The 13,777-nt window shown below is 71.1% G+C and carries 7 protein-coding genes; 4 read left to right on the forward strand and 3 right to left on the reverse strand.

Annotated features, from left to right (window positions below):
- The first annotated feature begins 56 nt into the window (after window positions 1–56).
- Window positions 57–3,428, forward strand: coding sequence for a hypothetical protein (locus HKK72_RS28130; protein ID WP_187237457.1), 3,372 nt, complete (start codon window positions 57–59; stop codon window positions 3,426–3,428).
- 10 nt (window positions 3,429–3,438) lie between these two features.
- The gene (locus tag HKK72_RS28135; protein WP_187237458.1) at window positions 3,439–9,312 is read left to right on the forward strand and encodes a toxin TcdB middle/N-terminal domain-containing protein; all 5,874 of its coding nucleotides are present in this window, start codon (window positions 3,439–3,441) and stop codon (window positions 9,310–9,312) included.
- Window positions 9,313–9,379: 67 nt separating this feature from the next.
- Here HKK72_RS28135 and HKK72_RS28140 read toward each other — a convergent pair whose 3' ends face one another.
- Window positions 9,380–11,017, reverse strand: coding sequence for an alkaline phosphatase D family protein (locus HKK72_RS28140; RefSeq protein WP_222721229.1), 1,638 nt, complete (start codon window positions 11,015–11,017; stop codon window positions 9,380–9,382).
- 196 nt (window positions 11,018–11,213) lie between these two features.
- Window positions 11,214–11,561 (reverse strand): ArsR/SmtB family transcription factor, encoded by a 348-nt coding sequence (locus tag HKK72_RS28145; protein ID WP_187237459.1) that lies wholly within the window; start codon window positions 11,559–11,561, stop codon window positions 11,214–11,216.
- A 140-nt stretch (window positions 11,562–11,701) separates the two neighbouring features.
- Between HKK72_RS28145 and HKK72_RS28150 the strand changes: the two genes are divergently transcribed.
- Entirely contained in the window at window positions 11,702–12,802 is a 1,101-nt protein-coding gene (locus HKK72_RS28150) for an NADH:flavin oxidoreductase/NADH oxidase (protein ID WP_187237460.1), read from the forward strand.
- Between the two features lie 220 nt (window positions 12,803–13,022).
- Here HKK72_RS28150 and HKK72_RS28155 read toward each other — a convergent pair whose 3' ends face one another.
- Window positions 13,023–13,382: a hypothetical protein gene (locus tag HKK72_RS28155; protein ID WP_222721232.1), complete on the reverse strand. Its 360-nt coding sequence runs from the start codon at window positions 13,380–13,382 to the stop codon at window positions 13,023–13,025.
- Between HKK72_RS28155 and HKK72_RS28160 the strand changes: the two genes are divergently transcribed.
- Window positions 13,375–13,695: a winged helix-turn-helix transcriptional regulator gene (locus HKK72_RS28160; RefSeq protein ID WP_261987270.1), complete on the forward strand. Its 321-nt coding sequence runs from the start codon at window positions 13,375–13,377 to the stop codon at window positions 13,693–13,695. The two genes, HKK72_RS28155 and HKK72_RS28160, sit on opposite strands and share 8 nt — an antisense overlap.
- Window positions 13,696–13,777 lie beyond the last annotated feature (82 nt).

Here is a 13,777-nt window from a genome sequence, read left to right on the forward strand (position 1 = left end):
CGGCGCCCGGGCCGTACCTACGCTCGGCCCCTGCCTTCCGAGCAAGGACCTATCACATGGCCGTTCCCGGTTACATGGCCGAGCGCCGGTACTCCTGCCGCATCGCCCCCCACAGCCCACCTGCCAGTGCCGTCTACGAGGTCGAGACCCCGGAGTCCGGCTTCGAGCAGGACGTCTACGACCTCTTCCTCAAGGGCGAGGAACACCTGCATCACGAGGAGTACGGGCTCGCGCTCGGCGCCTTCGAGGAACTTCAGCTGCTGATCCTGAACACGGCCCATCCGGAGCTGCCGGTTGACCCGAACGTGGTCGGCCTCGGCCTGCCGCACGACCTCGAGCTGGTCGACATCCTCGCCGAGCAGGCGGGCGCGATGTTGCAGGCGACGACCCCTCGCGACTACGCGTTCCCGCCGTCGTTGATCGCCGACAGCTCGAAACTGCCGGCCGGTATGCGGCGCAGGCTCGAACCGGTCACCCGAAGCGGGCTGATCGTCACCTCGTTCCACGACGCCATCCTCACCAGGCTCGGACTGGCCGGCGTCGAGGCCACGGCTGAACGCTGGGACGCCGCTCTTCAGCACTACGAGACGGCGCTGAAGAGCGCGCCGCAGGACGAGCCCCTGGTTCGGGGGGTGCTGCTGCACGACATGGCCGTGCTGGCCGACAAGGCCGACGACCACGACCGGGCCGTCGCGCTCGGCACCGACAGCCTCGAACTGCTGGAACGCGGCGGCAGCGTCGAAGCCCAAGTGCGCGCACTGGACACCATGGCCGGCGTCTACCGGCGCGGCGGGGAGGCGGAGCTGGCCGGGCAGAGCGCCGAGAAGGCCGATCACCTGCGCGCGACGCACAACCTCGCCCCGATCGTCGTCGCGCGCACGAGCACCGGCGCGGGCATCGCCTGGACGCCGGTCACCCGGACGCCCGGCCCGGAACGTCACCCAGGCCGCGGCCCGGCGGGCGCGACGCCGGGCCGCGGATCGGCTCGCAGCGGCGCCGCGCAGATCTCCTCGGCGTCGAGCGACGACGCGATGCTCGTCGCAGCCCGGTATGTGGCCGCGGCGGAGCCCACCAAGTCCTATGTCGTACAGAACGTGCACGACCGGGTCGAGCTCGAACTCGACGGCACCGGCATGCGGCGGCTGCTCGAACTGGTCGCGGCGACCAGCGACCTGGCCGTGGTGACGGGGTTCGCCGCCACACCGACCCAGATGGTCGCCTACCTGCCGCACATGTACTTCTTCGTCGTCCCGATGGCGATCGGCGACTGCCTGGCGGGCCTCGGAAACCTCGAGGAGGCCGAGCGGACCTACCTCGGCATCCTCTCCTATCCCTACCTCAACCTGGTCTACGAGGCCGTGGAGCTGTGGACGAAGCTGGCCGGCGTCTACGTCGCGATGGGAGACGCCGCCTACCGTGCGGCCCGCGACACGACCACCGCGTTCGCCGGTGCGAAGGCGCACTACGAGAGGGTCGTACGCACCGACGGCACACTCGACGCCAAGTCCCCGCTCTACGCCGACGCAAGCTTCACCGGCGTCAAAGGCCGGGTCGAGGCCCTCCTCGCCACCGACGCGGCCAAGGTCGAGGAGGATCCGGAGCTCGCCACCCGCGTGCTCGGCGCGAAGGCCAAGCTCGACCAGATCGCCGCCGGACTGAACTTCTTCGGTCTCGCGCCCGGCTACCTCGCGCCGTTCGGCTGGGAGTACCTGCAGAGCACCGCACGGTACTTCGCACAGAGCGCCTCGCAGATCGAGCAGCGCTACATCCTGTTCAAGAGCACGGCCGAGAACCAGGAGCTGCAGCGCACGCAGCTCGACCAGCAGGCCGACGTCGCGGCGGAGGCGGTCGTGCTCGAGCAGCGCGGCCTCGCCGAGGCGCAGGCGGGCGTCGACGTGGCGCAGGCCGGCCTGGACTACGCCGAGGTCCAGCTCGCCGGTGCGATCCAGGCAGCGGACGACTTCGACGACGTCCGCTGGGCGCTCCTCCAGCTGGCCCAGGCGGAGGCATGGGCCGCCTACCCCATCGGGGTGGACCTGATCATGGTTTTTCTCCTCACCCAGCGCACGCTCATCTCCCAGGAGATGGAGGCCGCGCGGCTCGACCGGGTGGTGGCCGAGGCCGAGGCCGCCATGGACATCGCCGCGGCGCAGCTGGCGCAGGCTCAGGCGCGGGTCACGGTGGCCGAGCAGCGGATCGCGATCGCCGGGCTCCAGCAGACCTATGCCGAGGAGAACCGCGACCACCTCGACATGCGTGAGTTCAGCGCCCGGTTGTGGTTCGACCTCGCGGCGCAGGCGGGCGCGCTGACCCGCCGTTACCTCGACCTGGCGATCGAGATCGCGTTGCTGGTGGAGCGCGCATACAACGCGGAGACCGAACGCGGGCTCCAGCTCATCCGCTACGACTACACCGACGCCGGCGTGGGCGGGCTCCTGGGCGCGGACCGGCTGCTGGCCGACATCGACGCGTTCACCGCCGACCACATCACGACGGTCACCTCGAAGAAGCTGCCGGTCAAGAAGGTGATCAGCATCGCTGACGCGTACCCGATGGCGTTCCAGCAGCTGCGTACGCGCGGAGTATGCAGGTTCCCCACCGAGTTCGCGAGCTTCGACCGTGAGCACCCGGGCATGTACCTGTGCAAGTTGCGCAACGTGGAGCTCGCGCTGGTCGGCATCACCGGCTCCGCGATCGTCGCCGGCTCGCTGCGCAACGTCGGGGTGTCGAAGTTCCGCCGCGCGGACGGCTCGATCGTCGCGCGCACCTATCCGGCCGACGTGATGCCGCTCTCGCAGTACAGCATCCGCGGCGACGCGCTGCTGTTCCGCTTCAACCCCAACGACCTCAAGGCGTTCGAGCTGAATGGCATCGACACGCTGTGGCAGCTCGAACTGCCGCCGGGAGCCAACCGTTTCGACATCGGTGACCTGCTGGACGCACAGCTCGTCATCTACTACGACGGCTACTTCAGCCCGGCGCTCGAAGCCGGCGTCAAGGCGTCGCTCCCGACCACGGGCGCGTCCGCGCGGTCGATCTCACTGGCGATGGAACTGCCGGACGAGCTGTTCTACCTGAAGAGCAACGGAAACGCGGAGATCGCTTTCACGGGCGCGATGTTCCCGTCCAATCAGCAGCGCCGCCGCCGCACCGAGGTCGTGCTCAAGCTGACGGGTGACGCGGCGATGGTGGGCGGTCTCACGCTGCGCCTCGCCTCCGCGGAGCACGGCGAGGAGCTCGTGCTCACCACCAGCGCCGGCGGCGAGGTGGAGGGCATCGCGCCCCTGTACGACGAGCCGCTGCTCGATCGCTGGACGGTGCGCATCACCGCGGAGGACAACCCGCGACTCGTGCGGGGGGGCCGGCTCGACCTGGCCGGGCTCCGCGACTTCCTGATCTTCGTCGAGTACACGTTCGACTACCGATAAGAGGGGCTCGATGTCCACTCCAGAGACGCGCACAGGCGTCACGGCCCCGCCATCGGGAAACGGCGCGGCGACCGGCCTCGGTGAGGCATTCTCGATCAACCTCAACACCGGTCAGGGCGTCTACTCGTACAAACTTCCGCTCCCGGAGGGCCGGGCAGGGCACGGCGCGAAGGTCGCGCTCGAGTACGCACACGGCAACGGCCTCGGCCTGTTCGGGCTCGGGTGGCGCCTCGCACCGCGCTCGATCGCGCGCCGCCTGGACTTCGGCCTGCCCGGGACACAGGTCGCCGAGCGGTTCCTGGACGGCGGCCAGGAACTGGTCGAGACCCCCGACGGCTCGTACGCGGCCGCCCGAGAGAGCGCGTTCACGCGCTACCGGCGGTCGGCCGCCGGCTGGCTGGTCGAAGAGCGCACCGGAGTCGTGCACGAGTGCGGCCTCACAGAGGCGGGCCGCGTCGCCGATCCGGACCATCCGGGCCGCGTGCAGGAATGGCTGGTCGAGCGCTCGATCGACGCTTGTGGCAACACCATCGAGCACGAGTACGAACGCGATGGCGGCCTCGCCTACCCGGCGACGATCCGCTGGGCGGCCTACGAGCTGCGCTTCGTCTACGAGGAGCGTCCCGACGTACGTCAGGACGCCCGGGCCGGTTTCCTGCGCACGCTGGCCCGGCGCTGCCATCGCATCGAGCTGTTCGTGGACCCGGGGACGGAGTCGGAGCGGTGCACCCGGACGTGGAGCCTGTCGTACGAGCAGGACCCGGTCTGCGGCGTGTCGCTGCTCGTGGCCATCACACTGACCTCGCACGGCGGCGCGGCCGACGGCTCACAGGACGTCACGCGCGCGCCCGTCCGCCTCGGCTACGCGCCGTTCGACCAGCGAGCGGCGCGGGTGAGCTTCATCGAGCCACCGGCCGCCGCCGCCGCACCGCCCACGCTGGACGCCGTTGACACGGCACTCGTCACGCTCGATCGGGCGCCGCTTCCGGGCGTGCTGCAGGTCACGGGCGGGCAGCAGTGGTACTGGCCCAACCGCGGCGACGGGCGCTGGGGCCGGGCGCGCCCGGTGGCCGAGACCCCGACCATCGGCTCGTTCGGCGAAAGCGGCGTGCTGTTCGCCGATGCCGACGGCTCCGGCACGGCGGACATGCTGGTGGCCGGCGTCCAGCCGGTGCACGGCTACTACGAGAACGGTGGCGACGACGGCTGGGCCCGGTTCGTCGCCTATCCGCGCGGACACGCCGCGGCACCACCGTGGAGCTCCGGGACGGTGCGGTTGATGGACGTCGACGGCGACGGTCGCGTCGACGCGATCGCCAGCGACACGACGGGCTTCACCGTATGGCGTAACGGCGGCCCGGACGGCTGGTCCGAGCCGCTCCACCGGCCGGTCGAGCACGCGGACGGCCCGGTGGGGGTCGACTTCGCCGACCCGCTCGTCCGTCTCGCCGACATGAACGGCGACGGCCTTCTCGACATCGTGCGCATCGCCTCAGGCCGCGTCGAGTACTGGCCGGGGCTCGGTGACGGTCGCTTCGGGGCGCGCGTGGAGATGGCCTCCAGCCCACGCCTGCGCGGCCTCACCTCCGACCCGGGGAGCGTCGTACTCGTCGACGCCAACGGCGACGGGTGCACCGACCTGGTACGCGTGGCCGGGAACGCGGTCGACGTGGCGATCAACCGGAACGGTCGCGAATTCTCCGAGCCCGCGCGGATCGCACCGGTCCCCGGTGTGCTGCCGGGGACGCTGTGTCCCGCGAACATGAAGGGCCGCGCGGGCGCCGGGCTGCTCTGGTGCAGCCTGCGGTTCGGCCGCCCGGCCTACGTCCAGCTCGAGTTCGCGCCCGACGCGCCGCCCTACGTGCTCATCTCGGTCGACAACGGCAGCGGCCTGCGCTCCGAGCTGACCTACCGCTCGGCGGTCGAGGACTACCTGCGCGACGCCGACCAGGGCGTCCTCTGGGCGACCAACCTCCCGTTCCCGCTGGCCGTCGTCGCCTCCACCCGCGAGGTGGACGCGGTCTCCGGCCAGGAGACCGTCGTCGAGTACAGCTACCACGAGGGCCATTTCGCGCCGTCCACGCGGCAATTCCAGGGGTTCCGGCGCACCGAGCGGGTCGAGCGCGGCGACGAGAGCAGGCCTGACACCCTGACCGTCTCCCACTTCCTGATGGACCAGGAGCGAGCGCCCGGCCACGGCCGCGAGCACGTCGAACTCAACGGGATGCTGGAGCGCAGCGAGGTCTTCGCGCTCGACGGCACCCCGGACGAGAACCGGCCCTATCGCGTCGAGGAGTCCGACTACGAGCTGGAATCGCTGCCGGTGGCGCGGCGCGCGGCCCGGCCACGCGCGTTCGTGATCGTCACCGCCCACCGCACCGAGGACCGCGAGCGCACCGACGACGTGCGCGGTGAAGAGCGGACCTACGAGTACGACGCCCACGGCAACGTGACCCGCGAGACGACCCGCGGTTACGGTGTGCGCGACGGTGTCGAGCAGCCTGAGCGGGTGCTCGTGACGGAGGTCGAGTACGCGACCAGCGCCGTGCGCCATCTGATCGGACTGCCGGCTCGCATCGTCGAGCGCGACGGTGCCGGGGCGATCGTGCGCGAGCGGCGCCGCTACTACGACGCGCCGGACTTCGCCGGCCTGCCGCTGGGCGAGGCCGACCGCGGGCTGCTCGTACGCGAGGAGCAGCTCGTGCTCTCCGACAGCGAGTTCACCCTCCATTACGAGGGGATGGACGTTGAAGAACTCGGCTACCACACCGGCACGGACGCCGACGGCACGCCGTCCGTGCTCACGAACAGTGAACGCTGCGCCTACGACGCGCGGGGGGTGAAGGTCGCCCGCCGCGACGCCCTAGGCCACGAGGAGACCTACGAGTACGACCCTGACGGGCTGTTCCCGACGCTGGCGCGCGACGGCCTGGGCGAGACGCGCTACGTCTATGACCGGGCCCTCGGGCAGCCGACATCGATCGAGTACCCGGACGGCAAGGTGGCCGGCTTCACCTACGACGCCCAGGGCCGCGTCACCACCAGCCTGCGTCCGGGCGACGATCCCGCCGCTCCGCCGCGCACGTACGCCTACGACGACCGATCACTGCCCAACGCGCGCACGGCCACGTTCCGGGCCTCGGCCGCCGCTCACGACGCCTGTGTCACCGTGACCTACTTCGACGGCCACGGCAGGGAGTTCCAGCAGCGGGTCGAGGCCGAGCCCGGTCGCGTCCTGGTGTCGGCGCTGGGCCTGCGCAACCCCTGGGGCGACGTTCGCCGCGAGTACGAGCCCAGGGAGGCGACCTCGCTCGGCTTCACGCGGCCCGACACGAGCGGACGCCCCCACCGCGCGATGCGCTACGACGCCCGCGGGCGGGTCGTGCGGACCGCCGACTTCGGCGCAGGGGCCTCGCGCGTGGAGTACCGGCCCTTCGAGGTCGTGCTCCGTGACGCGGGCCGGGCGGACACGCCGCGCCGCGAGGAGTTCGACGTGCTCCGCGACCGCACCCGCGTCGTGCAGGAGCTCGGCGACGGGGCGGTCACGCGCACGAGCTTCGAGGTCGGCCCCGCCGGCGACCTGCTGGCCGTCCACGACGACTCCGGCACGCTGGGCACGTACACCTACGACCGCATGGGCCGGCGGCTCGTGGCCGACCACCGGGAGGGCGGCCGCCGCCGTGTGTACTACGACGCACGCGGCGCCGGCGTCGGCAGTTCCGACGCGAACGGCAACGACCTGCGGGCGGAGATCGACGCCCAGGGCCGCCTCGTGCGGCTCACCCTGGCCGGCTCGGTCGTGGAGGAGTTCACCTACGACGACCCGGCGCGCAACGCGTTCGGCCGGATCGCCTCGGTGACCTACCCCGGCGGCCGCCAGGACTTCACCTACGATGCCGCCGGCCGCATAGAGCGGCACGAGTACGGGTTCGACGGCGCTCGCACCGAGAGACTCTCCTTCGAGTACGACGGCCTCGGCCGTGAGCTCGCCGTGACGCACACCGACGGTCGCCGGATCGCGCGCGAGCTGACGTCCAACGGCTGGGTGCGCGCGATCCCGGGGATCCTCGACGAGATCTCCTACGACCCCCGCGGGCTGCCGACCGCGCTTCGCTACGCCAACGGCGTCGTGACCGAGGTCGGCTACGGGCCCGGGCCCGGCCGGGTCGAGGGCCAGCGCACGAACGGGCCGGCGGGCCAGGCCCTGCACGACGTGACCTACGACCGCGACGACCGCGGCCTGCTGACCCGTAGCGACGACGCCACACCGGGAGGCGCCGGTGTGCGCGAATACTCCTACGACGCGTTGCAGCAGCTGCGTGAGGTCAAGGAGGGCAGCGCCCCCGCACTCGCCTACGCCTATGACCGCCACTACAACCTCACCGCGTACGGCGACACCGGCGCCGCGCTGCACCACGACGACCCGGGCCACGCCTACCGCCTGACCGGCGTGACGCAGGCCGGCGGAGCACTAGAGGCCGTCGCCCACGACCTGAACGGGAACGTCACGAGCCGCGGTGCCCAGCGCTTCACCTACGACTACAAGCAGGCGCTTCAGCGCTTCGAGGACGGCGCCGGGCTCGTGGCGGAGTACGGTTACGACCCGTTCGGCGCCCGCGTTTCCAAGGTGGTCGACGACGGCCGGGGAACGGTCACACGTACCTTCTTCGTGGGCGAGCACGCCGAGATCCGTGACGGCACGCCGACACTCTTCGCGCGGGTCGGGCAGTTGCGCGTCGCCGTCCTTCAGCCGGACGGCACTCGCTACGTACACCCCGACCCCCTGGGCACCACCGCGTTCTTCACCGATGAGGCGGGCGCCAAGGTGGCGGCGATCGCCTACCTCCCGTTCGGCAACGTCGCCGCGAGCGTGGGGGAGATCGACCAGCGCTGCTTCGGCTCGCACGCGTTCGACGCCGAATCGGGCCTGTACTACATGCAGCGCCGCCACTACGACCCCGTCACGGCGCGCTTCCTTCAGCCCGACCCCATCGCGGTCCTGCGCCCCGAGCGGTACCTGACGACGCCGCGCGCGTTCCACCCGTACGCCTACGTTGGCAACGACCCGATGAACAACGCCGACCCGACGGGCCTGTCGTTCTGGAGTGTCGTGGGCGCCATCGCCGGTGTCATCGCGGCCGGGGTCGTGGTCGCCTACACGTTCGGGTTCGGGCTGCTGGCGGGCATGGCACTGGGGATCGGGATGGTCACGGTCGCCTACGTCGTCGCGAGCTCCGCGGGCGGCACCCCGCTCGGCGAGTTCGCGCGCGGGTTCCTGATCGGGCTGAACGGCGGGCTGAACCTGGCGCTCGGCGCGGGTGTGCCGGCCATGATCGGCCTCATGTTCGCGTTCGAGGGCGAGGAGTTCAACCTCTCCTTCATGAGGCCCGTTCTCGGCTGGTCGAGCTGGTTCGCGCCGATGTCCTGGATCGCGACCGGCGTCGGGCTGTCCTTCTTCCTCTTCAACGCCATGGCCGCCGGGTACAGCCGCATCGTTCCCGGGGGGAGGGGGGGCGACTGGCAGAAGGCGCAGATCAGCGCCGTTCGCGTCGACTGGCCCACCGGCGCGATCGTCACACAGGGAGGGCTGACCGAGCCGATCGGGTCGGACGGCTACAACCTCGGCAACTTCATCTACATCAACCGGACCGCGTCCCTGGATCGCGGAGACGTACTCGGGCACGAGGCCGGCCACACGCTCAACGTGGCCGCGTACGGCGGGATCTTCCACTTCATCGGCGCGATCGACGAGAACATCGGCTGGCCCCCGCGTGGTGCCGGCGCGCTGGCCGAGCTCTATGCCGAGAGCAACGACCCGAGTCCCGACGGCCTTCCCGCGGGCTTCTCGAGCGGCCCGAAGGCCTGGTACATGGTCTGGGTGTGAACGAGGTCCCGGCCCCCGGGAGGCGCCCGGCCCCGAGCCCTGTCGAGCCGAGGCCGGGCCACCCGGGTCAGGCGGGGACCAGGCCCGGCCGGCCGCTCACGGTCGCCCATGAGGCGGTGGTGCGGACCGGGCTGGTGCGTGTGGCGATGGTGTCGACGGTGCGGGCCTCGGCGAGCCACCGCTGCCGGTCGATGTTCATCCGCAGATAGCCGCGGCGCGAGCCGTCGAAGTAGCGGACATGCGGGTTCAGGGTGGGGTTGAGGGCCTTGAGCGGCGCGTCGAAGGCGATCGGGAAGTCGGAGCTGACGCTGGTGGCGGTGAACTCGACGGCGACCGGCGCGCTGCTCAGATCGTCCCGGTCGATGCGCAGGTCACTGAACCAGGACGAGTGGATGTCGCCCGCCAGCACGACCGGGTTGGAGATCGACGCGTCGCGCAGGAAGCGAAGCCGCCGGGCCCGCGCCGGGTCGTACCCGTCCCACTGGTCGAGGTTGGCGATCGGCGGCAGCGGGTGAGCCGGGTCGAGGAAGTTCGGGAACCTGATCTGGCTCATCATCACCTGCTGGGCGATGACGTTCCAGCGCGCGCGGGAGGAGGCCAGCCCCTTGGTCAGCCACCTGTCCTGCACGGCGCCCGTGAGCGTGCCCTCGGCGTTGTCGAGGCCGTCCTGGATCGGGCCGAAGTCCTGTGAGTGCCCGCCCGGCTGGTCGGTGCGGTACTGCCGGGTGTCGAGCACGTTGAGGCGCAGCAGGTCGCCGAAGTCGAACCGGCGGAAGAGCCGGTAGCTCGCCGAGCCGCGCACCGGAGTCCGTCGCAACGGCATGTGCTCGTAGTAGGCCTGGTAGGCCGCCGCCCGTTGGCGGGCGAACCGCCGCGCGTCCTGATGCCGCGCTCCGGTGTCGTCGATCTCGTCGACGAGGCCCGCGTAGTTGTTCTCCACCTCGTGGTCGTCCCAGGTGACGATCCAGGGGAACGCGGCGTGCGCCTGCTGGAGCGCCGGGTCGGTCTTGTACTGCGCATGCCGTGCCCGGTAGTCGGCGAGGGTGCTCAGCTGGTCGAGGCCCAGGGTCTGCGGGGTGGTGTGCAACCGGTCCGGGTAGACGCCGCTCGGGTCGTACTCGTAGATGTAGTCCCCGAGGTGCAGGACCACGTCGAGGTCCTCCTCGGCGAGGCCCGAGTACGCCGGCCAGTAGCCGTTCTGCCAGTCCTGGCAGTTGACCACTCCCATCCGCAGGCCACGGGGGCGGGAGGAGGCGGCCGGAGCGGTGCGCGTACGACCGGCGGGGCTCACGTGCCGGCCGGTACGGAACCGGTACCAGTACTCGCGGTCGGGCTTCAGCCCGCGGACGTCGACGTGCACGGAATGGGCGAACTCGGGGCGCGACACCGCCGTACCGCGCCGCACCGGCCTGGCGAAGCGCGGGTCGCTCGAGACCTCCCACGCGACCGGAACCGGCCGGGCGCCCATCGAGGCCGCGTCGAAGGGATCGGCGACCAGGCGTGTCCACAGCACCACCCCGTCCGGCAACGGATCACCGCTGGCGACGCCGATCCCGAACGGATCCTGCCGTACGGAGTCTCCGTGGGCGGCGCGGACGTCCAGCAGGCCGGCGCCCGCGACCGCGGCGCCGCCGAGGAGCACCGCCCGGCGGCCCACCGGCCGGGATCGCACAGAGGACGCGGGGGTTTCGCTCGCAGATGACACCAGGCCTCCTGAAGCCGCGGCGCACGCCGGCAGTAATGGCGGACGGATCAAACCATTGCATAATCGATCAAACGGTTAGCGACGTGCGGATAACGATCTGGAACCCCAGCCGGAACCGGCCACGCTCGGCGACGTCCCTCAGCGGACGTGCCTCGGGGAACGTGTCTCAGTGAAGGGGCTTCGGGCTTCGCGGGTTTCAGCCGACGCGTCGGCGTTCGGCCGCGTCGGCGGCGAGCACGGTGTCGAGCAGGCCCGGGAAGAGCGCTTCGAGGTCCCGGCGGCGCAGGGCGTTCATCTTCGCCGTGCCCTGATAGACCTGGCTGACCACGCCGGCCTCGCGGAGCACCCGGAAGTGGTGGGTCACGGTCGACTTGCTGACCGCCAGGTCGATGGCCGAGCACGCGGCTCCCTCGCCCTCGCCCATCGTGGCGAGGAACCGCACCACCTGAAGGCGCATCGGGTCGGCCAGCGCGTGCAGCACCGACTCCAGCCGGATCTCCTCGAGCGCTGGATGGTCCAGAGGCCTGGTGGTTGCGGTCGGCACGCGATGTCCCCCTCGGAGCAGGTTCCACGATTGTACGATTGTCGCCGTAGTTTGACATTCCCCGTAGTACGGCGACTATCGTACTAGCGTGATGAGGGGTGCGTGAGCACACCGACCTGCCGTCCCGAAGGAGCCCGGCTGTGAGTGCCTTGTTCGAGCCTTTGACGTTGAGGGGCCTGACCATCCCCAACCGGGTCTGGATGGCTCCGATGTGTCAGTACTCCGCGGCGGACGCGGGGCCGGACGTGGGCGTGCCGACCGACTGGCATCTCACTCACCTGGGCGCTCGGGCGATCGGCGGGGCCGGCCTGATCCTGGTGGAGGCCACCGCGGTGACGCCGGAGGGACGGATCAGCGCCGCCGACCTCGGCCTCTGGAACGACAGGCAGCAGCAGGCCTTCACCCGGATCACCCGCTTCCTGCGGGACCACGGCGCGGTGCCCGGCATCCAGCTCGCCCACGCCGGCCGCAAGGCCTCGACCGACCGGACATGGCGCGGCGGCGGGCCGATCGCCCCCGATGAGGAACTCGGCTGGCGGCCCGTCGCACCGAGCGCGCTCGCGTTCACCGGCGACCACACCACCCCGGCCGAGCTGAGCGTGGACGAGATCCACCGGCTGGTCGAGGACTTCGTGGCCGCCGCGCGGCGGGCGCTCGCCGCCGGGTTCCAGGTGGTCGAGATCCACGGCGCGCACGGTTACCTCATCAACCAGTTCATGTCGCCGTACACCAACCGCCGTACCGACTCCTACGGCGGCTCGTTCGAGAACCGCATCCGGTTCGCGCTGGAGGTCGTCGACGCCGTACGGGCGGTGTGGCCTGACGATCTGCCGGTCTTCTTCCGCGTCTCCGCCACCGACTGGCTGACCGAGAACCCCGAGGACGAGCGCGAGGGCTGGACCCCGGACGACACCGTACGGCTGGCCAAGGAACTGCTGGCGCACGGCGTCGACCTGCTGGACACCTCGTCCGGCGGCAACGCGTCCAAGGCGCGGATCACCACCGGCCCCGGCTACCAGGTGCCGTTCGCGGCCATGGTCAAGGCCGAGACCGATCTGCCCACCGCCGCCGTCGGGGAGATCACCGAGCCCCGGCAGGCGGAGGAGATCGTGGCCTCGGGGCGGGCCGACGCCGTCCTGCTCGCACGCGAACTGCTGCGCGACCCGTACTGGCCCAACCGCGCCGCCCGCGAACTCGGCGCCACGCCCCGCCTGCCGGACCAGTACCACCGGGCGTTCTGAGATGCCGGCGCGCTAGGCGAGGCCGAATCCGACGCCTGCGGTTCGCGTCCAGGAACTCGACGCCCTCGGCGCCCAGGGCTGAGGAAGGCGATGGTCAACATGGCCTCCATCGCCGGTTCCGCGCCCTGAGCGATCGGCCGGTCGTCTCTCTCCTCAGCCGCGTCAGCACGGCGGGCGCGATGCCGAATCCTTGGCCTCGCTCGCGGCGGTAACTCGACGCTCAGCATTTGCGGGCGTACCCGAGATAGGTGACCAGCGGACGGCCGTCCGGCGTGAGGACGAAGTCGACCATCGACGTGATCTCCTCATCGGTGATCTCCCCGCGGCGGCGAGCGCGGGCGGCCGTGAGGAGGCGGCGCGGATCCTTGGGCTTGAAGCCGCAGACGTCCTCGTTGCGCAGCCCGTGGCGAGCCATGATCTCGATCAGTTCGGCCGGAGGCCGGAGGCGTTTCGCCGCGTGGCGGCCGGGCGGCATGATGCGAGTCATGGGGATGCCCTGGAAGGCACCGAGATAGACCAGGCGGGACAGCGGTGTGCGGTTCACGGTGTCGTACATGAGGACGCCGCCGGGCTTGAGCACCCGTGCCCAGGAGCGGCCCGCCCGTGAGCATTACCGCGCGACCGAGAAGGGCAAGGACCTCTTCCCGGTGCTGCTCGCCCTGATGAACTGGGGCGACCGGTGGTGCTCCGGTCCAGCGGGTCCGCCCGCCCGGGTCCACCATCTCGACTGCGGCCAGGACACCAGTGCGGTGCCCGCCTGTGCGCATTGCGGCGAGCCCCTCACCATCGACAACACCACCCAGCTTCCCGGCCCCGGCGGCCGGGTCGGCCCGGGCACTCGTGTCCTCGGACCACTGATCGCCGCCCGGCAGCCCCGATCCGCCTCCGGTTGAGGACCGGGTTTCCGTACCCGTCTGCCGTGCCGCGGACAAGGACGCTCGGCGACGCCGCCTTGGCCGGAGAAGGCGTGAGGAC

Origin of the sequence: Actinomadura sp. HBU206391, assembly GCF_014323665.1 — a bacterium.
GTDB lineage: Bacteria > Actinomycetota > Actinomycetes > Streptosporangiales > Streptosporangiaceae > Actinomadura_C.

Coding starts and splice junctions, on each gene's coding strand:
- HKK72_RS28135 (WP_187237458.1), top strand. CDS start 3,439: ATGTCCACTCCAGAGACGCGCACAGGCGTCACGGCCCCGCCATCGGGA.
- HKK72_RS28130 (WP_187237457.1), top strand. CDS start 57: ATGGCCGTTCCCGGTTACATGGCCGAGCGCCGGTACTCCTGCCGCATC.